This is a genomic window from Enterobacter sp. 22499, assembly GCF_052044815.1.
Classification (GTDB): domain Bacteria; phylum Pseudomonadota; class Gammaproteobacteria; order Enterobacterales; family Enterobacteriaceae; genus Enterobacter; species Enterobacter bugandensis.
In genome coordinates this window covers 347,005-368,991 of the sequence record NZ_JBQENR010000004.1, presented here as the reverse complement: position 1 = coordinate 368,991, position 21,987 = coordinate 347,005, and the positions used below count along the sequence as shown (strand labels likewise).

Genomic DNA, 21,987 nt, shown 5'->3' with positions numbered 1-21,987 from the left:
TCCTCCGTCGCCACGATAGTTCATGGCGATAGATAGCATAGCAATGAACGATTATCCCTATCAAGCATTCTGTTGAATAATACGCCACATAGACGAGGCGGCACGTGTTTGACCCTTGACGTCCCCGCACCGTCAGCGAGTTTCTCTCAAAACTCGAACAACTAAAGCCAACGTGAACTTTTGCGGACCCCGTGGTCCGCTTTTTTTTTGCGTAAAAAAGCCCAACTCAGGGTTGGGCTGGGGTTTTGTAGGTCGGGTAAGGCGAAGCCGCCACCCGACGTTTCAGGTATCAAATCAGGCGGTTTTTCGCATCCGCAATCGCCTGCGCCACCTGCTTCGGCGACACGCCGCCTTTCGCCGCACGTTTATCCAGGCAGGACTGCAGCGCCAGAATCGGGTACACATCCTCCCCGATCGCCGCGCTGAATTTTTGCAGGTCGGCAAGCGCCAGATCTTCCAGCGGTTTACCCTGACGAATCGCTTCCACCACCGCTTCGCCCACAATATGGTGCGCCTCGCGGAACGGTACGCCCTTCGCGACAAGGTAGTCCGCCAGTTCAGTAGAGTTGGCATAGCCCTGCTGCGCCGCTTCCTGGCAGCGCGGACGTTTCACCTGAATGCCGTCCAGCACCAGCGCGCCCATGTGCAGGCAGTCAAGCCAGGTGTCGAGCGCGTCGAACAGCCCTTCCTTGTCTTCCTGCATATCTTTGTTATACGCCAGCGGCAGCCCTTTCAGGGTCATCATCATACCGGTCAGCGCGCCCTGCACGCGACCGCACTTGCCGCGGATCAGCTCCAGCGCGTCCGGGTTTTTCTTCTGCGGCATCAGGGATGAGCCTGAGGTCACGCGGTCGGACAGCTCAACGAAGCCCGCTTCGCCAGAGTTAAAGAAGATCAGGTCTTCGGCAAAGCGCGAAAGATGCACCATCCCGATAGAGGCATTGGAGAGCAGCTCCAGCACGTGGTCACGGTCAGATACGCTGTCCAGGCTGTTACGGGTGGCGGAGGCAAAGCCCAGCCATCCTGCCAGCTGCTCGCGGTCGATTTCATACGCCGTACCGGCCAGCGCACCGCTGCCCAGCGGGCTGACGTCCAGACGCTTCAGGGTATCCTGCAGACGGCTTTCGTCACGCGCCAGCATCTCAACGTAGGCCAGACACCAGTGCGCAAAGGTCACCGGCTGCGCGCGCTGCAGGTGGGTATAACCCGGCATCACCGCGTCCTGATTGTTCTGCGCGGTCTCTACCAGCGCACTTTGAAGCTGACGGTTGGCTGCCAGCAGTTCGCCAACGGTCTCTTTACACCACAGCTTCAGGTCGGTGGCGACCTGGTCGTTACGGCTACGGCCGGTGTGCAGCTTTTTACCCAGCTGGCCGACTTTGTCGATCAGCTTGCCTTCCACCCAGCTGTGAATATCTTCGGCATCGCTCTGCAGGATTTGCTGCGGATCCAGACGCACCTCTTCCAGCAGGTTATTCAGCGCCTCTTCCAGCTGCTGCTGTTCGTCTGCGGTCAGTACGCCAACGGTCACCAGCGCTTTGGACCAGGCCACAGAGCCGACAATATCCTGTTCGGCCAGGCGGTAGTCGAAGCGCAAAGAGTCGTTGAACTGTTTGAACCGCTGATCCGCTGCCTGTGTAAAACGCCCACCCCAAAGTGCCATAACATCGTTCCTTTATTCGTTAGTTCCGCCGGGTGGCGCTTCGCTTACCCCGACCTACGGTCATTCAATAAAAAACTTACGCTAAAATACGCGTGCCAATCGGCGTGCCGTTAAACAGCGCCGGGAGCTGCTCCGCGTGACGCCAGGAGGCGATATCCACCGGGCGGCCCAGCGTGCGCGCCGCATCCAGCGCAGCGTTCACTTTGACGATCATGCCGTCGGTAATAATGCCCTGAGCGATCAGCTGCTCGGCTTTGGCGGCGGTCATTTCCGCTATGCGCTGGCCTTTACCGTCAAGAATGCCGCTCACGTCGGAGAGCAGGATCAGGTCCGCGCCCAGCGTGGCCGCCAGCGCGGTTGCCGCCTGGTCCGCGTTAACGTTCATCAGCTCGCCCTCTTCGGTCACGCCGATAGAGCTCACCACCGGCAGGAAACCGCCTTCCAGCAGGGTGTTAATCAGCTTAGGCGAACCTGGCTGCGCCAGTCCAACATGGCCGAGCTCTTCGTCGAGCTGGGTCACTTTTACGCTGTCACCGTCGCCCAGGTAGAGGCCAACGGACGCAATATGGTGTTTCTTCGCCCATGCCAGCAGCGTTTTGTTCGCCGTGCCCGCCAGCGCGCCGGTAATGATGTCAATCTGGTCAGCAGGCGTGACGCGCAGGCCATTTTTCTTTTTCACCGGCAGATTCAGCCCTTTCATCAGCTCATCCACCACGCAGCCGCCACCGTGCACAATCACCAGCGGACGCTGGTGCGATTCGCGATAATTCACCAGCGCGGTAAACAGGCGCTCCAGCGCTTCTTCGCTGTCCAGCAGTACACCACCGAGTTTGATAATTAATGGGTTCATCATCACACCTTAAATAAGAGCCTGCGTTTCAGGGAAGCCGAAACGAATATTTGCACACTGCATTGCCTGTGCGGCAGCGCCTTTGAGTAAGTTATCTTCTGCGGCGACCACAATCAGATGCTCGCCCTGTACGGCAAAGCCGATATCGCAGAACGGCAGGCCAACCACGTTTTTAAGCGCCGGCACGCCTTTGTCGTACAGACGCACCAACGGCTTATCCGCATACGCCTGCGTGAAGGCCTCGCTCACCTGCTCTTTGGTCACGCCCGACTTCAGGCGGCAGGTGATGGTTTCGAGGATCCCACGCGGGAAGCTGCCCAGGTGCGGGGTAAAAATCACCTCCGCGCCCAGATGGGTGGTGATTTCAGGATGATGGCGGTGATTAAACACGCCATACGGCTGAAGGCTCACTTCGCAGAAGCTGTTGGAGATAGCGGCCTTGCGCCCCGCACCGCTCACGCCGCTGGTGGCGTTGATCACCGGCCACTGGCTCAGATCCAGCAGACCGGCGTCGATCAGCGGCTTCAGGGAGAGCTGCGCCGCCGTCGGGTAGCAGCCCGGAACGGCAATCAGGTCCGCTTCTTTCAGTTTATCCGCACTCCACTCCGCCAGGCCGTACACCGCTTTTTCAAGCAGATCCGGATGCTGATGAGTGAAGCCGTAATATTTTTCGTAGAACGCGCCGTCGTTAACGCGGAACGCGCCGGAGAGGTCAAACACCACGCAGCCGGCCGCCAGGAACTGCGGCGCAAGGTCGTGGCTGACCTCGTGCGCGGTGGCTAAAAACACCACGTCGACGCCGTCGGTAAACTCGCTGATGTCAGACATCGGCTGCAGCGGCAGATCGACAATGCCCTTAAGCTGCGGATGCAAATCGGAAATTAACTTTCCTGCATCATTGCTTTGCGCTGACACGGTCAAAGCGGTTATGGTCATATGAGGGTGGCGATTTACGTAGCTTACAAGCTCTGCGCCCGCATAACCGCTAGCGCCTACAATCAGCGTATTCAACATCGGGTTCCTTTATGCTCAACGTTAATGTATTTTTATTCACATTTATTGCATGAATATTGATACTATCACGACCTAAGGTGTGTCAACAATGAAAATGAACTTACCGCCATTTATCGAGATCTACCGCGCCCTGATTGCCACACCGTCCATCAGTGCGACCGAAGAAGCGCTGGATCAGAGCAATGAGTCTTTAATCAATCTGCTGGCGGGTTGGTTTAGCGATCTTGGGTTTAACGTTGAGGTTCAACCCGTCCCCGGTACTCGCCACAAATTTAACCTGCTCGCCAGCACCGGAACCGGCGCGGGCGGCCTGCTGCTGGCCGGCCATACCGACACCGTACCGTTTGACGATGGCCGCTGGACGCGCGATCCGTTCACCCTGACCGAGCATGACAACAAGCTCTACGGTCTGGGCACCGCCGACATGAAAGGCTTCTTCGCCTTTATCCTCGACGCGCTGCGTGACGTGGACGTGACGAAGCTGAAAAAACCGCTCTACATTCTGGCAACCGCCGATGAAGAGACCAGCATGGCGGGCGCACGTTATTTCTCTGAAAACACGTCGATTCGTCCGGACTGCGCGATCATCGGTGAACCGACCTCTCTGCAGCCGATTCGTGCGCACAAAGGCCATATTTCTACCGCGGTGCGCGTGCTGGGCCAGTCCGGTCACTCCAGCGATCCGGCGCGCGGCGTGAACGCCATTGAGCTGATGCACGACGCCATTGGCCGCATTATGACCCTGCGCGACGATTTGAAAGAGCGGTATCACTACGAGGCATTCACCGTGCCGTATCCGACGCTGAACCTCGGTAGCCTGCACGGCGGCGATGCGTCCAACCGCATCTGCGCCTGCTGCGAACTGCATATGGATATCCGTCCGCTGCCGGGCATGACGCTGAGCGATCTGGATGGCCTGCTGAACGAAGCGCTGGCCCCGGTGAGCGAGCGCTGGCCGGGACGCCTGACGGTCTCCGAACTGCATCCGCCAATCCCGGGCTACGAATGCCCGCCAGACCATCAGCTGGTTCAGGTGGTGGAAAAACTGCTCGGCGAGAGAACCGACGTGGTGAACTACTGCACCGAAGCGCCTTTTATTCAAACGCTTTGCCCGACGCTGGTCCTCGGCCCTGGCTCCATTAATCAGGCCCACCAGCCGGATGAATATCTTGAAACCCGCTTCATCAAGCCCACCCGCGAGCTGATTACCCAGGTTGTGCATCACTTCTGCTGGCATTAAAACCGCACCGAAAAGTCCCCTCTCCCTGTGGGAGAGGGTTAGGGTGAGGGCAACAAATCGCATGATCACCGTCACATTTCCATAAGCATCTCTTATCTGACGCAATGCGAATTAAATTTCGTAAATTGCCCGCATTTATTCGTTTGCTGAACCGTTTTCGCAGCAATTGACGACGGGGGTTTTACGTGGCTTTATAAAGGGAGATGACAAAATAATGTCCAGAAGATTTTCGCCTGGGCATAAACAAAAATGATGGGGTGACTGGGTTTTTATGAACGAACAATATTCCGCGTTGCGTAGTAATGTCAGCATGCTCGGCAAAGTGCTTGGAGATACCATCAAAGACGCATTAGGGGAGAACATCCTCGACCGCGTTGAAACCATCCGCAAGCTGTCCAAATCTTCCCGTGCCGGTAACGAGGCCAGTCGTCAGGAGCTGCTCACCACCTTGCAGAACCTCTCTAACGATGAGCTGCTGCCCGTTGCCCGCGCCTTCAGCCAGTTCCTGAACCTGGCAAACACCGCTGAGCAATACCACAGCATTTCGCCAAACGGCGAAGCGGCCAGCAACCCGGAAGTCATTGCCCGCACCCTTCGTAAACTGAAAGACCAGCCAGACCTCAACGAAGCCACCATCAAAAAAGCGGTGGAGTCCCTTTCGCTGGAGCTGGTGCTGACCGCACACCCAACCGAAATCACCCGTCGTACGCTGATCCACAAGATGGTGGAAGTAAACAGCTGCCTGAAGCAGCTGGATAACAAAGACATTGCCGACTACGAGCGCAACCAGCTGATGCGCCGTCTGCGCCAGCTGATTGCCCAGTCCTGGCATACCGATGAAATTCGTAAGCATCGCCCAAGCCCGGTCGACGAAGCCAAATGGGGCTTTGCGGTGGTGGAAAACAGCCTGTGGGAAGGGGTACCAAACTACCTGCGCGAGCTGAACGAACAGCTGGAAGAAAACCTGGGCTATCGTCTGCCGGTAGACTTTGTGCCGGTGCGCTTCACCTCCTGGATGGGCGGTGACCGCGACGGCAACCCGAACGTGACCGCGGAAATCACCCGTCACGTCCTGCTGCTGAGCCGCTGGAAAGCGACCGACCTGTTCCTGAAGGATATTCAGGTGCTGATCTCCGAGCTGTCGATGGTTGAAGCGACGCCGGAACTGCGCGCGCTGGCCGGTGAAGAAGGTGCCAGCGAGCCGTACCGTTTCCTGATGAAAAAGCTGCGCGGTCAGCTGATGGCCACCCAGGCGTGGCTGGAAGCGCGCCTTAAAGGCCAGCGCCTGCCGAAGCCGGAAGGTCTGCTGAGCCAGAACGAACAGCTCTGGGAGCCGCTGTACGCCTGCTATAAATCACTCCAGGCCTGTGGCATGGGCATCATCGCCAACGGCGAACTGCTTGATACCCTGCGCCGTGTGAAGTGTTTCGGCGTACCGCTGGTGCGTATCGACGTGCGTCAGGAAAGTACCCGCCATACTGAAGCCCTGGGCGAGCTGACCCGCTATCTCGGCATCGGCGACTATGAAAGCTGGTCAGAAGCCGACAAGCAGGCGTTCCTGATCCGCGAATTGAACTCCAAGCGCCCTCTGCTGCCGCGCAACTGGGAGCCAAGCAACGACACCCGCGAGGTGCTCAACACCTGTAAAGCGATCGTCGATGCGCCGAAAGGATCGGTGGCCGCCTACGTGATCTCTATGGCGAAAACCCCGTCCGACGTGCTGGGCGTTCATCTTCTGCTGAAAGAAGCGGGCATCGACTACGCCCTGCCAGTCGCCCCGCTGTTTGAGACCCTCGACGACCTGAACAACGCCAACGACGTCATGACCCAGCTGCTTAACATCGACTGGTATCGCGGCTTTATTCAGGGCAAACAGATGGTAATGATTGGCTATTCCGACTCCGCGAAAGATGCGGGCGTGATGGCGGCGTCCTGGGCGCAGTATCAGGCTCAGGATGCGCTGATCAAAACCTGCGAGAAAGCCGGTATTGAGCTGACCCTGTTCCACGGTCGCGGAGGCTCCATTGGCCGCGGTGGCGCACCTGCTCACGCAGCACTGCTGTCACAGCCGCCGGGAAGCCTGAAAGGCGGCCTGCGCGTGACCGAGCAGGGCGAGATGATCCGCTTCAAGTACGGCCTGCCGGAAGTGACCATCAGCAGCCTGTCGCTCTATACCAGCGCGATCCTGGAAGCGAACCTGCTGCCACCGCCGGAGCCAAAAGAATCCTGGTGCCGCATCATGGACGAGCTGTCAGACATCTCCTGCGATCTGTACCGCGGCTACGTGCGTGAAAACAAAGACTTCGTGCCTTACTTCCGTTCAGCCACGCCTGAGCAGGAGCTGGGTAAACTGCCGCTGGGCTCGCGTCCTGCAAAGCGTCGCCCGACCGGTGGCGTTGAATCCTTGCGCGCCATTCCATGGATCTTCGCCTGGACGCAGAATCGCCTGATGCTGCCCGCCTGGCTGGGTGCCGGTGCCGCGCTGCAAAAAGTGGTGGAAGACGGCAAACAGAACGAACTGGAAACCATGTGCCGCGACTGGCCCTTCTTCTCTACCCGTCTGGGCATGCTGGAGATGGTCTTCTCGAAGGCCGACCTGTGGCTGGCGGAATACTACGACCAGCGGCTGGTGAAACCAGAGCTGTGGGCGTTGGGTAAAGAACTGCGCGAACTGCTGGAAGGCGACATCAAAGTGGTGCTGGACATCGCCAACGACTCGCACCTGATGGCGGACCTGCCGTGGATCGCCGAGTCAATCCAGCTGCGTAACATCTACACCGACCCGCTGAACGTTTTACAGGCTGAACTGCTGCACCGTTCCCGCCTGGCGGAAGAGGAAGGTAAAGAGCCGGATCCTCGCGTTGAACAGGCGCTGATGGTGACGATTGCGGGCGTTGCGGCGGGTATGCGTAACACTGGGTAATGCTTTATGCCGGGCAGGCGTTTTTAGCGCCGCCCGGCACGTTTCGGTAGTCTTCTCATGTATTCCGATATCACCCGAATTTTGGCTGACCTGGTGAACCGTACGTTACCGCTGGGCCAGATTCATTTCTCGGCGCTGGCTGAACAGCATCCCCGAACATCTCCCTGCCTCGTCATTACCCTTGCTCCCCCCTGTGAGGCGATATTTTCATCCTTTGGACACATCACGCTTCCACCGCCTAACGCCCTGAGCATACATTTCGGTAAGCAGCAGCTGACTCTCGATTTACAGCGTGACAACGCGCTTTTGCAGCAGCTGCAGGTTCCCCGGCGTGGCCCGCGAACGGGTGCTTTTCTTCTGCAAGCGCTCACCGAATTACAGATGCAGCCAGACGAGCAAGACACAGCCATGCTGGTGGTATTAAGCTTGCTCAGCCACTGCGGGGATCTGCTTGGCAGTGACATCCACACCGCTAACCGCAGCCGGGCGCTATTCGAAGCCGTTCGTAGCTATATCGAAGAAAATTACGCCTCTTCGTTAACGCGCGAATCCGTGGCACAGGCGTTCTACATCTCGCCGAATTACCTTTCCCATCTCTTTCAGAAGATCGGCCACGTGGGGTTCAACGAGTATCTGACGCAAACGCGGCTGGAACATGCACGCCAGCTGCTGAAAGGCTACGATCTCAAAATTAAAGATATTGCCGCACGCTGCGGATTTCCTGACAGCAACTACTTTTGTCGCCTCTTTCGCAAGCACACCGAGCGTTCCCCTTCCGAATATCGTCGCCAGTATCACAGCCAGCTTATCGCCAAAAAATAGCATTGTGATCGCTATCGCACTTCGCTAAGGACATTACATTTGTCCAGTATTTGGCAAAATTGACCTGTATCCGCCGCACTCAGCCGGGCCTTATCCTTTATTCAACCTTTCTGACTTAAGGAAAAATAATGGAACTGTACCTGGATACCGCCAACGTGGCGGAAGTTGAGCGCCTGGCGCGCATTTTTCCCATAGCGGGCGTCACCACAAATCCAAGCATCATTGCCGCCAGCCGTGAATCCATCTGGGACGTGCTGCCGCGGCTGCAAAAAGCCGTCGGGCCGAACGGTACGCTGTTTGCTCAAACCATGAGCCGCGACGCCGAAGGCATGGTGGCGGAGGCCAAACGCCTGAGTAACGCCATCCCGGGTATTGTGGTGAAAATTCCGGTCACCGCGCAGGGGCTTATCGCCATTAAAGGGCTGAAAAGAGAGGGTATTACCACGTTGGGCACCGCCGTTTACAGCGCCGCTCAGGGTTTACTGGCCGCGCTGGCAGGCGCGAAATACGTTGCGCCGTACGTCAACCGCGTCGACGCACAGGGCGGCGACGGTATTGACATGGTACAGGAGCTGCAGTCCCTGCTGGAATTGCATGCGCCGGAAAGCATGATGCTGGCTGCCAGCTTTAAAACACCGCGTCAGGCGCTGGACTGCCTGCTGGCCGGATGCGAGGCAATCACGCTCCCCTTAGACGTAGCGCAACAAATGCTCGGTACCCCAGCGGTAGAGTCGGCCATAGAAAAGTTCGAGCAGGACTGGAAAAACGCGTTTGGTAACCTCAATCTCTAAGGGAGAACTGTTATGGACCGTATCATTCAATCGCCGGGGAAATATATCCAGGGCGCGGATGTGCTGACCCGTCTCGGCGACTATCTGAAACCCCTGGCAAACCGCTGGCTGATCGTCGGCGATAAGTTTGTGCTGGGTTTTGCCGAAGACACCCTGCGCCAGAGTTTTAAAAAAGCCGAACTGCATGCCGAAATCGCGCCGTTTGGCGGCGAATGTTCGCAAAATGAAATCGATCGCCTGAAAAAGTTGGCCGACAGCGCCGACTGCCTGGCAGTACTGGGGATTGGTGGCGGTAAAACGCTTGATACCGCGAAAGCGCTGGCTCACTTTATGGACGTGCCGGTCGCCATTGCGCCGACTATCGCTTCCACCGACGCGCCGTGCAGCGCCCTTTCCGTTATTTACACCGACAGCGGCGAGTTCGATCGCTACCTGATGCTGCCGCACAACCCGAACATGGTCATTGTGGATACGAAAGTGGTAGCAGGTGCGCCTGCACGTCTGCTGGCCGCCGGGATTGGCGACGCGCTGGCGACCTGGTTTGAAGCACGCGCCTGCTCGCGCAGCGGCGCGACCACCATGGCCGGGGGTAAATGCACACAGGCGGCATTAGCGCTCGCCGAGCTGTGCTACAACACGCTGGTTGAAGAGGGTGAAAAAGCGATGCTGGCGGCGGAACAGCATGTGGTAACGCCTGCGCTGGAACGCATTATCGAAGCCAACACCTATCTCAGCGGCGTCGGCTTTGAAAGTGGCGGGCTGGCGGCTGCACACGCTATTCATAACGGCATGACGGCGGTGCCGGACGCGCATCACTTCTATCATGGGGAAAAAGTGGCGTTTAGTACGCTGACGCAGCTGGTGCTGGAAAACGCGCCGGTAGAAGAAATTGAGACCGTCGCGGCGCTTTGCCACAGCGTAGGGCTGCCGATCACCCTGGCACAGCTGAACATCAAAGAGGATATTCCGGCCAAAATGCGTCTGATTGCCGAAGCCTCTTGTGCGGAAGGAGAAACGATCCACAACATGCCGGGGGGCGTCACGCCGGATCAGGTGTATGCGGCGCTGCTGGTGGCAGACCAGTATGGGCAGCGATTCCTGCAGGAGTGGGAGTAATAAAAAAGCCGGGTGGCGCTGCGCTTACCCGGCCTACATGGCACTTTAATTTGTAGGCCGGGTAAGGCGTAGCCGCCACCCGGCACAATGGCTACTTCACGTCAAACCGATCCAAATCCATCACCTTCGCCCATGCGGCAACGAAGTCACGGACAAACTTCTCGTGTGCGTCGCTGCTGGCATAAACTTCGGCCAGCGCACGCAGGACGGCGTTCGAACCGAAGACCAGGTCGGCGCGGGTCGCGGTGTATTTCACTTCACCGCTGGCGCGATCGCTACCGGCAAACAGCTCGTTTGAATCGTCGGTCGCTTTCCACTGGGTATTCATATCCAGCAGGTTCACGAAGAAGTCGTTGCTCAGCACGCCCTCGCGGCTGGTGAATACGCCATTCTTGCTGCCATCAAAGTTCGTGCCCAGCACGCGCAGGCCGCCGATCAGCACCGTCAGCTCAGGTGCGGTCAGGGTCAGCTGCTGGGCCTTATCAATCAGCAATGATTCCGTCGTGGACACATCCACCTGCGCACGGTAATTGCGGAAGCCATCGGCAATCGGTTCGAGCAGGTTAAACATCTCGATATCCGTCTGATCCTGACGAGCATCCACACGGCCCGGCGTGAACGGCACGTTGACGTAAACGCCCGCGGCTTTCGCCGCCTGCTCAACGCCCACAACGCCCGCCAGCACGATGATATCCGCCAGTGAGGCTTTATTGGTGGTGCGCTGAATAGCTTCCAGAGCCGGTAACGCACGTACCGCCGCGGCGTTTACATCCCAGTCGCGCTGAGGCGCCAGCGCCAGACGCGCGCCGTTGGCGCCGCCGCGCTTGTCGCCGCCGCGGAAGGTCGATGCAGACGCCCAAGCCACGGAAACCAGCTCGCTCACGGAGAGGCCAGAGGCCGCGATTTCCGCTTTCAGGCTTTCAATGTCTTCCTGCGTCGGATGGAACACCGGCTGAGGCAGCGGATCCTGCCAAATCAGATCTTCTTTCGGCACTTCCGGGCCGATGTACCGCGCTTTTGGCCCCATATCACGGTGGGTCAGTTTGAACCACGCGCGCGCGAAGGCTTCGTTAAAGGCCTGCGGATCGTTCAGGAAGCGACGGGAAATTTTCTCGAATTCCGGGTCGAAACGCAGCGTCAGGTCGGTGACCAGCATGGTTGGCTTACGTTTTTTCGACGGGTCAAACGGGTCTGGCATGATTTCCGGCGCATCCACGGCTTCAAACTGAATCGCGCCTGCCGGGCTGCGGGTCTGCACCCATTCGTATTTGAACAGGTTCTCGAAGAAGTAGTTGCTCCACTGGGTCGGAGTTTGCGACCAGATGACTTCCAGCCCGGAGGTGATGGCGTCAGCGCCAATACCGGTGCCGTGCGTGCTGGCCCAGCCTAAGCCCTGCGCTTCAATCGGCGAGGCTTCCGGATCGGTACCTACGTGCGTGGCTTCACCCGCGCCGTGGGTTTTACCGAGCGTATGACCGCCGGCAATCAGCGCGACGGTCTCTTCGTCGTTCATACCCATGTTGCCAAAGGTGGCGCGGATCGCCGCCGCAGCAGACAGCGGTTCACCGCTGGCGTTTGGCCCTTCCGGGTTCACGTAAATCAGCCCCATTTCGGTGGCCGCCAGCGGGCGCTTCGCCAGTGCTTCCGGGTCACGGTGGGTCAGCCAGGCTTTTTCATCACCCCAGTTCACGTCCAGATCCGGTTCCCAGACGTCTTCACGACCGGCGCCAAAACCAAAGGTGCGGAAGCCGGAGTTCTCCAGCGCCACGTTACCCGCGAGGATAAACAGGTCGGCCCAGGAGATTTTTTGTCCGTATTTTTGCTTGATTGGCCACAGCAGGCGGCGCGCTTTATCCAGGCTGACGTTATCAGGCCAGGAGTTCAGCGGCGCAAAGCGCTGTTGGCCGCGTCCGGCACCGCCGCGTCCGTCAACGGAGCGGTAAGTACCTGCCCCGTGCCAGGCCATGCGAATAAACAGACCCGCGTAGCTGCCCCAGTCGGCAGGCCACCAGGGTTGAGAATCGGTTAACAGGGCTTTGAGATCGCCCTTGAGGGCGGAATAGTCGAGCTTGCTGAATTCTTTGCGGTAGTCGAAGTCTTCACCCAGAGGGTTCGAACGATTGGAATGTTGGTTTAGAAGATCGATGCGGAGTTGTTTAGGCCACCACTCTTTGCTTCCGGTACCTGCGCCCGCGCTGTGATCGACGCCGCCCTGATGGAACGGACATTTGCCGGCGGATGCCGCGTTATTGGTCTCGTCTGACGTGCTCATCGCTATGCTCCCTTTACAGTGATACCGTTACGATATACACCACTAGCAATAAGATATAGTTGAATTAATCCACAGATTCGATAGTTAATACCTTTTAACTTTTTATCTGATTAAAAAGCCCTCGCTTTATGAGGGCTTTTTGCTGATTACGCCGGACGAACGCCCAGCGTATGACAAATGGCGTAGCTCATCTCCGCGCGGTTAAGCGTGTAGAAGTGGAAGTCTTTCACCCCTTCGCGGCTTAAGATCTTCACCATGTCCATCGCGATATTGGCCCCCACCAGCTTGCGGGTTTCCGCGTCATCGTCCAGCCCTTCGTACATTTTGGACATCCACAGCGGAATGCGAACGTTGGTCATATCGGCGAATTTCTTCGCCTGTTTGAAGTTAGAGACTGGCAGAATGCCCGGGATAATTTCGACGTCGATACCTGCCGAGACGCAGCGGTCACGGAAGCGCAGATAGCTTTCCACGTCAAAGAAGAACTGGGTGATGGCGCGGTTGGCACCGGCCTCCACCTTACGCTTCAGGTTAAGCAAATCCGCCTGGGCGCTTTTCGCTTCCGGGTGGACTTCAGGGTAGGCGGCCACGGAGATATCAAAATCAGCAACGTTTTTCAGCAGCGCGACCAGATCGGTAGCGTACATGTCCGGCTTGCCGCTTCCCGGCGGCAGATCGCCACGCAGGGCAACGATATGGCGAATCCCGTTGTTCCAGTAGTCCTGGGCAATGGCGCGCAGCTCATCGCGGGTGGCGTCAATACAGGTCAGATGCGGCGCTGCTTCCAGACCGGTACGATCTTTGATGCCTTTAATAATGCTGTGCGTACGGTCGCGCTCGCCGGAGTTAGCGCCGTAGGTCACGGAGACAAACTTCGGCTTAAGGCTGCTCAGGCGATCGATAGAGCTCCACAGGGTTTGCTCCATTTCACTGGTGCGCGGCGGGAAAAATTCAAAAGAGACGTTAATCTGGCCATTTACTTCGGCCAGGCTCTGATTCAGTGCTTCCCGCTGGTTGGCGTGAAAAAAGCTCATACCTTACCTCTATCTTTCGCGTGTCATTGTCTGTTGTGTTGTGAACTTCTATACGTTTAGACGTCCAGATGTAAAAATGACGGAAAAGCGGCGTGACGTCAACAGAAATAATCACAATAACGGTGAGGTTTGCTCAGGGAAGATGAAGGGAGTTCATGATGAGGGTGAGCGCGGTCTGATGCCCTCACCCTAACCCTCTCCCACAGGGAGAGGGAAATTCACTTTTTACAGCAGCTTAGCCAGACGGTTAATATCGGACTGGATAGCCCCAGCGGTGACATCGCGCCCCGCGCCCGGGCCGCGGATCACCAGCGGGTTATCGCGGTACCAGCGGCTTTCAATGGCGAAGACGTTATCGCACGGCAGCAGGGCCGCCAGCGGATGGTCAGGACGCACCGCCTCGACACCCACACGCGCCTTACCGTTCGCCTCGAAACGTGCCACGTAGCGCAGCACCAGCCCCATCTCGTTTGCCGCTTCCAGACGCTGCACCATCTGGTCATTCAGCTCGTCGCCGTTTTCGAAGAAGTGGTCAACAGAACCTTCTTCGCAGCCCGCAGGCACCAGCGATTCGACGCGGACGGAATCCGGTTCGATGTCATAACCGGCTTCACGCGCCAGGATCACCAGCTTGCGCATCACGTCTTTACCGGAGAGGTCAACGCGCGGATCGGGCTCGGTTAAGCCCTGCTGCCACGCCTGATCCACCAGGTCGGTGAACGGTACGGTGCCGTCAAACTGCAGGAACAGCCAGGAGAGCGTGCCGGAGAAGATCCCGCTCAGCGCCAGAATGCTGTCGCCGCTTTCAATCAGGTCACGCACGGTATGGTTAACCGGCAGGCCCGCGCCAACGGTGGCATTATAGAGCCAGTGGCGGCCCGTTTTTTCAAACGCGTCGTGGATCTGACGATATTTATCGGTACTGCTCGCCCCCGCCAGCTTGTTGGCGCTGATGACGTGGAATCCGTGGCTGGCGAAATCCAGATACTGATCGGCAAGCTGTTCGCTGGCGGTGACGTCCAGCACCACCAGATCGTCATACGGGTGCGCGCGCATCCACAGGAACAGCGACTCTTCATCCTGCTCAACCGCTTCATCGTTAAAGAAGGCAAGCGCCCGGCTGGCGTCCAGCCCTTCGTAGTTCAGCAGGCTGCGGCGGCTATCCACCACGCCCGCAAGAATAAATTCAAACCCGGTACGCGCCGAAAGCGTGACCTGTTCGCGGGCGAACAGCTCCAGCCAGCGGGAACCGATGTTACCCTTGCCAAACAGCACCAGGCCGATGCGTTTTTCCGCGCGGAACAGCGAGGTGTGCAGACCCTGAATCAGGCTTTCGGTTGGGCCTTTACGCAGCACGGCGACCAGGCTGATGCCCTCTTCCGACTGCCAGGTGAACTCTACCGGCTGGCCCTTCAGCTGCTGCCAGAAGCGGTGGCAGTGCAGCGGGTTACGGGTGACGCCCGCGCCGACCATCGCCACCAGCGCCAGCCCCTGACGCAGGCGAAGCTCGCCCGGCAGGCCCGCTTCGTCGAGAATTTTCAGCGCGCTGTCCGCCACTTCGGCGGTATAGCAGAACTGCAGCAGCTGACGATCGTTATGCACGCCAACGGCCAGCGGACGCACCTGCGCACGTTTCAGGATTGTGTCGATATCTTTATGCGCCAGCCTGAAGTCCTGGCCCGCAGGCACCTGGAACTCAATCAGGCAGATGTCGTCGTGGCTGGTGACAATGCGCGCGCCCGTGCCGGACGCCAGCACGCGCTCAATGCGGGTAGACCCCTGATCCGGCGTATAGCTACAGCGCAGCTGCAGGTCAATATCGCTGCCGGAAACCGGCTGCAGCGTGCGTGCGTGCAGAACCGGTGCCGCCAGACGCGCCAGCTCGCTCGCTTCGTCGAGACGCAGCAGCGGAAGCAGACAGGCATCTTTCACTTTACGCGGGTCCGCGCTGTAGACACCGGCCACGTCGCTCCAGATGGTAACGCGGGACACGCCCGCCAGGGCACCGATCTGCGTTGCCGAGTAGTCCGAGCCGTTACGGCCCAGCAGCACGGTTTCACCGGCGTTGCTGCGGCTGATAAAGCCGGTGACGACAATACGTTTGCCCGGATGCTGCACCAGCAGCTGTTGCAGCAGCGGATAGGACAACCCTTCGTCCACCTGCGGCTGCGCGGCGCGTTCCGCACGCAGGAAATCACGCGCGTCGAGCCAGGCCGCGTCTACGCCCTGGTGTTGCAGTACGGCGGCCATCAGGCGCGCGGACCACACTTCACCGTGGCCCACCACTTCGGCATACACCGCGTCGGTAATCCCGCTGTCCAGCAGGGCAGCCAGACGCTCAAGGTCATGCGTGAAGGCGCTGATCAGCCCGTCCGCCACGTCCGCAGGCAGCAGGCCGGCAATCAGCTCGCTCTGGTAACGACGTAAGGACTGTTGCACCTGATGCGCAGAAAGGCGATCGGTCTGGCTCAGTTTCAGCCAGCTAATCAACTGGTTGGTGGTGCTGCCCGCCGCCGAGACAACCATCATGTCACCCGGCTGTGAATATTCGGTCATGATCCCTGCGACGCGCAGATAACATTTCACATCAGCAAGACTACTACCACCAAACTTGTGCAGCTGACGACCCTTCGCCCCTGCCTGCGCTATCACACTCATGATTACCCCTTGGCTGCGACCCGGAAGCCATTTTCCAGATCGGCAATTAAATCTTCAGAATCTTCAATACCGGTCGAGATACGCAGCAGCGTCTCAGAAATCCCGGCGGCGGCACGTGCTTCCGGTGCCATACCTGCGTGTGTCATGGTCGCGGCGTGGGAGATCAAGCTTTCAACCCCACCTAAGGATTCCGCCAGCGTAAACAATGACAGCCCGCTCAGGAAGCGACGCAGCGTTTGCTCGTCACCGTCCAGTTCAAAACTTAACATCGCGCCAAATCCCTTCTGCTGGCGCGCGGCAATCTCATGCCCCTGGTTTTCCGGCAGCGACGGGTGATAAAGCTTCTTCACCAGCGGCTGGGTTTTCAGGAAATCGACAATCGCCTGGGCATTACGCTGCGCCACGTCCATGCGCGGCGACAGCGTGCGGATGCCGCGCAACAGCAGGTAGCTGTCGAACGCGCCCGCGGTGACGCCGATATTATTAGCCCACCATGCCAGTTCCGTGACAACGTCGGGATCTTTTGCAATCACCACGCCCGCCACCACGTCAGAATGGCCGTTCAGATATTTAGTGCATGAATGCAATACCAGATCCGCACCCAGTGCTAACGGGTTCTGAAGGGCCGGACTGAGGAAGGTATTATCCACTACACTTATCGCTCCCGCATCCCTTGCGAGCTGACAAATTTTCGCAATGTCGACAACGCGCAACAATGGGTTGCTTGGACTTTCCACCAGAACCAGCTTCGGCTTCTCTGCCAGCGCCTGTTTCAGCGCCTGTTCGTCGTTTTGATCGACAAACAGAACGCGGTAGCAGCCGCGCTTTGCCAGGCTGTCAAACAGACGATAGCTGCCGCCGTAACAGTCGTGCGGCGCAACCAGCAGATCGCCAGGCTTCAGGAACACCGTGGTCACCAGGTGAATGGCAGACATACCGGTATTGGTTAATACCGCACCCGCGCCGCCTTCCAGTTCCGCCAGCGCGCGCTGGGTTACATCACGCGTAGGGTTGCCGCGACGCGAGTAGTCATGCGCGCGCGGTTCATTAAATCCGGTGAAATTGTAGGTGCTGGAAAGATGAATGGGCGGGACAACGCAGCCGTACTGCTCGTCATCATTTAATCCGCTACGCACTGCGATCGTGGCCTGTTTACGCGTCATGGTGAGGGCTTCCTGGCGAATGAGGTGAAAAGTCAGCCACCAGAGTAAACATTGAAAGTATGGACGTCAATACATCTGGACATCTAAACTTCTTTGCGTATAGATTGAGCAATGCGCAAATAGCCGTTAAAATTATATGCTTTAGTGCACGCTGCAGCGGCAATATCCGTGCCACGGTATCGTCTCTACGGTAAACTACGCAAGATTACGGTTCAAAACGGGCAGTGACCGGTTTGCACCTTTAGATTAATGACTGAGAGGATTAAAGGTATCTCATGGCTGAATGGAGCGGCGAATATATCAGCCCATACGCTGAGCACGGTAAGAAGAGTGAGCAAGTAAAGAAAATTACGGTTTCCATTCCTCTGAAGGTGTTGAAGATCCTCACCGATGAACGTACGCGTCGTCAGGTGAACAACCTGCGTCACGCGACCAACAGCGAACTGCTGTGCGAAGCGTTCCTGCATGCGTTTACCGGCCAACCGTTGCCGAACGATGACGATCTGCGCAAAGAGCGCAGCGACGAAATCCCGGAAGAGGCGAAGGTGATCATGCGTGAACTGGGTATTGACCCGGAGACGTGGGAATACTGAGAAGCGGATACAAAAAAGGCACCTTGCGGTGCCTTTTTTTCGGGAAACTTATTTAGCGCCCGGGATGCTGAAACGCTTGTTGAAGCGGTCAACACGGCCACCGGTTGCAACATCACGCTGCTTACCAGTGTAGAACGGGTGGCATTTGCCGCACACGTCCAGGTTCAGATCGTGACCCACGGTAGAGCGGATCTGGATAGAGTTACCGCAAGAGCAGTTTGCAGTAATCATTTCGTATTTCGGGTGAATATCTTTTTTCATGGGAGAACCTCAGTTAAGGCCGCGTCGCTCTTCCAGCCCTAACGCCAGACACCACGCGATGTTGAATGTAAGTTCTTTGGCGTAAAGTACACCAAAGGCGGCGAATCATACAGAATTTAACCAACGTATGCAAACTGATCCGCACGCCGCTTTTACTAATGTGTATACTAACGCGCCACTTTTCAAGTCAGGAAGATTCGATGCCCGTCGCTCACGTTGCCCTGCCCGTTCCGCTTCCCCGCACCTTTGACTACCTGCTGCCCGACAGCATGAGCGCCAAAGCGGGCTGTCGCGTGACCGTGCCGTTTGGCAAACAGCAGCGCGTGGGGATCGTCGTCTCCGTCAGCGATACAAGCGAATTGCCCCTCAATGAACTGAAATCGGTGGTTGAGGTGCTGGACAGCGAGCCTGTTTACTCCACCAGCACCTGGCGACTGCTGCTGTGGGCGGCAGATTATTATCATCACCCGATTGGCGACGTCCTGTTCCACGCCCTGCCGATCCTGCTGCGCCAGGGCAAGAGCGCCAGCCACGCCCCGATGTGGTACTGGTTTGCCACCGAACAGGGGCAGGCCGTGGACATCAACAGCCTGAAGCGTTCGCAGAAACAGCAGCAGGCGCTGGCGGCGCTGCGTCAGGGAAAAATCTGGCGGCACCAGGTCGACGAGCTTGAGGTCAGCGAAACGGCGCTACAGGCATTAAGAAAGAAAGGGTTGAGCGAGCTGGCCAGCGAAGCGCCCGCCCTTCACGACTGGCGCGACGGCTTCTCCGTCTCGGGCGATCGCCTGCGTCTGAATACCGAGCAGGCTACCGCGGTAGGCGCCATTCATAGCGCCTCGGACCACTTTTCCGCCTGGCTGCTGGCGGGCGTGACGGGCTCCGGCAAGACCGAAGTCTATCTGAGCGTGCTGGAAAACGTGCTCGCGCAGGGCAAACAGGCGCTGGTGATGGTGCCGGAAATCGGCCTGACGCCGCAAACCATCGCCCGCTTCCGCGAGCGCTTTAACGCGCCCGTTGAGGTGCTGCACTCCGGGCTGAACGACAGCGAGCGCCTCAGCGCCTGGCTGAAAGCGAAAAACGGCGAAGCGGCGATTGTGATCGGCACCCGCTCGTCGCTGTTTACGCCGTTTAAAAACCTCGGCGTTATCGTCATCGACGAAGAGCACGACAGCTCCTATAAACAGCAGGAAGGCTGGCGCTATCACGCCCGCGATCTGGCGGTCTACCGTGCGCACAGCGAGCAAATCCCTATTATTCTCGGATCCGCCACGCCTGCGCTCGAAACGCTGCACAACGTGCGCCAGCGTAAATATCACATGCTGCGCCTGACGCGCCGCGCGGGGAATGCCCGCCCGGCCATTCAGCACGTGCTGGATCTCAAAGGCCAGCAGGTGCAGGCCGGCTTAGCGCCCGCCTTGATTTCCCGCATGCGCCAGCATTTGCAGGCGGGGAACCAGGTCATTCTGTTCCTCAACCGTCGCGGATTTGCCCCCGCCCTGCTGTGCCACGACTGCGGCTGGATTGCCGAGTGCCCGCGCTGCGACCACTACTACACCTTCCATCAGGCCCAGCGACACTTGCGCTGCCACCACTGCGACAGCCAGCGTCCCGTGCCTCGCCAGTGCCCGTCATGTGGTTCCACGCATATCGTGCCGGTGGGGCTGGGAACGGAACAGCTGGAACAGGCGCTTGGCCCTTTCTTCCCGGACGTGCCTATTTCCCGAATCGACCGGGACACCACCAGCCGCAAGGGGGCGCTGGAGCAGCAGCTGGCGGAAGTGCATCGCGGCGGCGCGCGCATCCTGATTGGCACCCAGATGCTGGCCAAAGGGCACCACTTCCCGGACGTGACGCTGGTCGCCCTGCTCGACGTCGACGGCGCGCTGTTCTCGGCAGATTTCCGCTCCGCCGAGCGCTTCGCCCAGCTTTATACCCAGGTTGCCGGGCGTGCCGGACGCGCGGGTAAACAGGGCGAGGTAGTACTGCAAACGCATCACCCTGAGCACCCGCTGCTACAGACTCTGCTGCACAAAGGTTATGACGCCTTTGCCGAGCAGGCGCTGGCCGAACGCCAGACCATGCAGTTGCCGCCGTGGACCAGCCACGTCATCATCCGCGCGGAGGATCATAACAACCAGCAGGCGCCGCTTTTCCTGCAACAGCTGAGGAATCTCCTGCAGGCCAGCCCGCTGGTGGATAACCAGCTGTGGATCCTGGGCCCGGTGCCGGCGCTGGCGCCAAAACGCGGTGGACGTTTCCGCTGGCAAATTTTGCTTCAGCACCCCTCGCGTATTCGCCTGCAGCACATCGTCAGCGGCACGCTGGCGCTCATCAATACCCTGCCGGAAGCGCGTAAAGTGAAGTGGGTACTGGACGTCGATCCCATCGAAGGCTGAAGACGGATCGAAAAATTTAACGCGCCTCACACTTTTTATGAAAATTCTGTAACCGATTCCATTAACTATCTGTAAAAATGGTGATGTCCGCAGTTCGGTGTTCAGGCGAGGAGAAGACGTTGAAGTCCAGGAAAGAGGTTGCCACGGCGACCATGAAAGACGTTGCCGAGAAAGCACAAGTCTCAACGGCAACCGTGTCCCGCGCATTAATGAACCCGGATAAAGTCTCCCAGGCGACCCGTAACAAGGTTGAACAGGCGGCGCTGGAAGTGGGGTATTTCCCGCAGGCGATGGGGCGGAACGTCAAGCGCAATGAATCGCGGACCATCCTGGTAATAGTGCCGGATATCTGCGATCCCTTCTTCAGCGAAATCATTCGCGGTATCGAAGTGACGGCGGCGGAGCAGGGCTATCTGGTGCTGATTGGCGACTGCGCTCACCAGAACCAGCAGGAAAAAACCTTTATCGACCTCATTATCACCAAGCAGATTGACGGCATGCTGCTGCTTGGCTCGCGCCTGCCGTTTGATGCCAGCATCGAAGAGCAGCGCAATTTACCGCCGATGGTAATGGCCAACGAATTTGCGCCTGAGCTTGAGCTGCCGACGGTCCACATTGATAACCTCACCGCCGCGTTCAACGCCGTAAACTATCTCCAGGAGTTGGGACATAAGCGGATTGGCTGCATTGCCGGGCCGGAAGAGATGCCGCTGTGCCACTACCGCCTGCAGGGCTATGTTCAGGCGCTGCGCCGTACCGGTGCGATTGTCGATCCGCACTATATTGCGCGCGGTGATTTTACCTTTGAAGCGGGCGGACAGGCGCTGGAGAAACTGCTGGCGCTGCCGGAACCGCCAACGGCGGTGTTCTGCCACAGCGACGTGATGGCGCTGGGTGCGCTTTCACACGCCAAGCGCCGTGGCTTACGCGTGCCGAAAGATTTGTCGATTATCGGATTCGATAACATTTCACTTTCAGAGTTTTGCGATCCACCGCTCTCCACCGTTTCACAACCGCGCTATCAGATTGGCCGCGAAGCGATGCTGCTTCTGCTGGATCAGCTGCAGGGTCAAACGGTTAGCAGCGGCTCGCGTTTGCTGGACTGCGAGCTGATTATTCGCGGCTCTACCCAGGCATTGACTTAAAGTAAACGCCTTTCGGACACCCTTATCTGGTCAAAGCCCCGCCGCT

Annotated in this window: 16 protein-coding genes; 8 read left to right on the top strand and 8 right to left on the bottom strand. The window is 58.3% G+C overall.

What is annotated here, in order from left to right; genetic code table 11:
* Positions 1 to 289: 289 nt before the first annotated feature.
* The 3 genes from argH to argC all read right to left on the bottom strand — a co-directional run bounded on the left by argH (position 290) and on the right by argC (position 3,527).
* Entirely contained in the window at positions 290 to 1,663 is a 1,374-nt protein-coding gene (gene argH, locus ACTJI7_RS15195; protein ID WP_045260261.1) for an argininosuccinate lyase, read from the bottom strand.
* Between the two features lie 76 nt (positions 1,664 to 1,739).
* Positions 1,740 to 2,516 carry an acetylglutamate kinase gene (argB, locus tag ACTJI7_RS15190; RefSeq protein WP_098946274.1) on the bottom strand — a complete coding sequence of 259 codons (777 nt, stop codon included), beginning with the start codon at positions 2,514 to 2,516 and terminating at the stop codon, positions 1,740 to 1,742.
* Positions 2,517 to 2,522: 6 nt separating this feature from the next.
* The gene (gene argC / locus ACTJI7_RS15185) at positions 2,523 to 3,527 is read right to left on the bottom strand and encodes an N-acetyl-gamma-glutamyl-phosphate reductase (RefSeq protein ID WP_048998224.1); all 1,005 of its coding nucleotides are present in this window, start codon (positions 3,525 to 3,527) and stop codon (positions 2,523 to 2,525) included.
* 88 nt (positions 3,528 to 3,615) lie between these two features.
* Between argC and argE the strand changes: the two genes are divergently transcribed.
* The 5 genes from argE to gldA all read left to right on the top strand — a co-directional run bounded on the left by argE (position 3,616) and on the right by gldA (position 10,419).
* Positions 3,616 to 4,767, top strand: a complete 1,152-nt coding sequence (gene argE / locus ACTJI7_RS15180) for an acetylornithine deacetylase (RefSeq protein ID WP_328730270.1) — start codon at positions 3,616 to 3,618, stop codon at positions 4,765 to 4,767.
* Positions 4,768 to 5,038: 271 nt separating this feature from the next.
* Positions 5,039 to 7,690, top strand: a complete 2,652-nt coding sequence (gene ppc, locus ACTJI7_RS15175) for a phosphoenolpyruvate carboxylase (RefSeq protein WP_041911805.1) — start codon at positions 5,039 to 5,041, stop codon at positions 7,688 to 7,690.
* A 57-nt stretch (positions 7,691 to 7,747) separates the two neighbouring features.
* Complete coding sequence (locus tag ACTJI7_RS15170) at positions 7,748 to 8,512, top strand: helix-turn-helix domain-containing protein (protein ID WP_049138078.1); 765 nt, start codon at positions 7,748 to 7,750, stop codon at positions 8,510 to 8,512.
* Between the two features lie 128 nt (positions 8,513 to 8,640).
* Positions 8,641 to 9,303: a fructose-6-phosphate aldolase gene (fsa, locus tag ACTJI7_RS15165; protein ID WP_063155507.1), complete on the top strand. Its 663-nt coding sequence runs from the start codon at positions 8,641 to 8,643 to the stop codon at positions 9,301 to 9,303.
* A gap of 12 nt (positions 9,304 to 9,315) precedes the next feature.
* Complete coding sequence (gldA, locus tag ACTJI7_RS15160; protein ID WP_063155508.1) at positions 9,316 to 10,419, top strand: bifunctional L-1,2-propanediol dehydrogenase/glycerol dehydrogenase; 1,104 nt, start codon at positions 9,316 to 9,318, stop codon at positions 10,417 to 10,419.
* Between the two features lie 91 nt (positions 10,420 to 10,510).
* Here the strand turns inward: gldA and katG are convergent, their stop codons facing one another.
* From katG to metB, 4 genes are all read right to left on the bottom strand, one after another.
* Entirely contained in the window at positions 10,511 to 12,691 is a 2,181-nt protein-coding gene (gene katG, locus ACTJI7_RS15155) for a catalase/peroxidase HPI (protein ID WP_041911802.1), read from the bottom strand.
* A 146-nt stretch (positions 12,692 to 12,837) separates the two neighbouring features.
* On the bottom strand, positions 12,838 to 13,725 hold the full coding sequence (gene metF, locus ACTJI7_RS15150; RefSeq protein ID WP_028014835.1) for a methylenetetrahydrofolate reductase: 888 nt from the start codon (positions 13,723 to 13,725) through the stop codon (positions 12,838 to 12,840).
* 225 nt (positions 13,726 to 13,950) lie between these two features.
* Positions 13,951 to 16,383, bottom strand: a complete 2,433-nt coding sequence (locus ACTJI7_RS15145; RefSeq protein ID WP_232949066.1) for a bifunctional aspartate kinase/homoserine dehydrogenase II — start codon at positions 16,381 to 16,383, stop codon at positions 13,951 to 13,953.
* Between the two features lie 2 nt (positions 16,384 to 16,385).
* Positions 16,386 to 17,546 carry a cystathionine gamma-synthase gene (metB, locus tag ACTJI7_RS15140; protein WP_021242813.1) on the bottom strand — a complete coding sequence of 387 codons (1,161 nt, stop codon included), beginning with the start codon at positions 17,544 to 17,546 and terminating at the stop codon, positions 16,386 to 16,388.
* A 275-nt stretch (positions 17,547 to 17,821) separates the two neighbouring features.
* On the opposite strand from metB, the gene metJ reads away from it, so the two are divergent.
* The gene (gene metJ / locus ACTJI7_RS15135) at positions 17,822 to 18,139 is read left to right on the top strand and encodes a met regulon transcriptional regulator MetJ (protein ID WP_003862042.1); all 318 of its coding nucleotides are present in this window, start codon (positions 17,822 to 17,824) and stop codon (positions 18,137 to 18,139) included.
* A 48-nt stretch (positions 18,140 to 18,187) separates the two neighbouring features.
* On the opposite strand, the gene rpmE is transcribed toward metJ, so the two are convergent.
* The gene (gene rpmE / locus ACTJI7_RS15130) at positions 18,188 to 18,400 is read right to left on the bottom strand and encodes a 50S ribosomal protein L31 (RefSeq protein ID WP_003862040.1); all 213 of its coding nucleotides are present in this window, start codon (positions 18,398 to 18,400) and stop codon (positions 18,188 to 18,190) included.
* 200 nt (positions 18,401 to 18,600) lie between these two features.
* Here rpmE and priA point away from each other — a divergent pair, with 200 nt between their 5' ends.
* Both priA and cytR read left to right on the top strand, forming a co-directional pair.
* Positions 18,601 to 20,796: a primosomal protein N' gene (gene priA / locus ACTJI7_RS15125; RefSeq protein ID WP_047362498.1), complete on the top strand. Its 2,196-nt coding sequence runs from the start codon at positions 18,601 to 18,603 to the stop codon at positions 20,794 to 20,796.
* 119 nt (positions 20,797 to 20,915) lie between these two features.
* Positions 20,916 to 21,941: a DNA-binding transcriptional regulator CytR gene (gene cytR, locus ACTJI7_RS15120; protein ID WP_041911797.1), complete on the top strand. Its 1,026-nt coding sequence runs from the start codon at positions 20,916 to 20,918 to the stop codon at positions 21,939 to 21,941.
* Positions 21,942 to 21,987: the final 46 nt, after the last annotated feature.

Bases quoted from the DNA above. Each gene is read 5' to 3' on its own strand.
- ppc (WP_041911805.1), top strand. From the start codon at position 5,039: ATGAACGAACAATATTCCGCGTTGCGTAGTAATGTCAGCATGCTCGGC.
- rpmE (WP_003862040.1), bottom strand. From the start codon at position 18,400: ATGAAAAAAGATATTCACCCGAAATACGAAATGATTACTGCAAACTGC.
- metB (WP_021242813.1), bottom strand. From the start codon at position 17,546: ATGACGCGTAAACAGGCCACGATCGCAGTGCGTAGCGGATTAAATGAT.
- argE (WP_328730270.1), top strand. From the start codon at position 3,616: ATGAAAATGAACTTACCGCCATTTATCGAGATCTACCGCGCCCTGATT.
- argC (WP_048998224.1), bottom strand. From the start codon at position 3,527: ATGTTGAATACGCTGATTGTAGGCGCTAGCGGTTATGCGGGCGCAGAG.
- katG (WP_041911802.1), bottom strand. From the start codon at position 12,691: ATGAGCACGTCAGACGAGACCAATAACGCGGCATCCGCCGGCAAATGT.
- gldA (WP_063155508.1), top strand. From the start codon at position 9,316: ATGGACCGTATCATTCAATCGCCGGGGAAATATATCCAGGGCGCGGAT.
- ACTJI7_RS15145 (WP_232949066.1), bottom strand. From the start codon at position 16,383: ATGAGTGTGATAGCGCAGGCAGGGGCGAAGGGTCGTCAGCTGCACAAG.
- metJ (WP_003862042.1), top strand. From the start codon at position 17,822: ATGGCTGAATGGAGCGGCGAATATATCAGCCCATACGCTGAGCACGGT.
- fsa (WP_063155507.1), top strand. From the start codon at position 8,641: ATGGAACTGTACCTGGATACCGCCAACGTGGCGGAAGTTGAGCGCCTG.
- priA (WP_047362498.1), top strand. From the start codon at position 18,601: ATGCCCGTCGCTCACGTTGCCCTGCCCGTTCCGCTTCCCCGCACCTTT.
- argH (WP_045260261.1), bottom strand. From the start codon at position 1,663: ATGGCACTTTGGGGTGGGCGTTTTACACAGGCAGCGGATCAGCGGTTC.
- metF (WP_028014835.1), bottom strand. From the start codon at position 13,725: ATGAGCTTTTTTCACGCCAACCAGCGGGAAGCACTGAATCAGAGCCTG.
- ACTJI7_RS15170 (WP_049138078.1), top strand. From the start codon at position 7,748: ATGTATTCCGATATCACCCGAATTTTGGCTGACCTGGTGAACCGTACG.
- argB (WP_098946274.1), bottom strand. From the start codon at position 2,516: ATGATGAACCCATTAATTATCAAACTCGGTGGTGTACTGCTGGACAGC.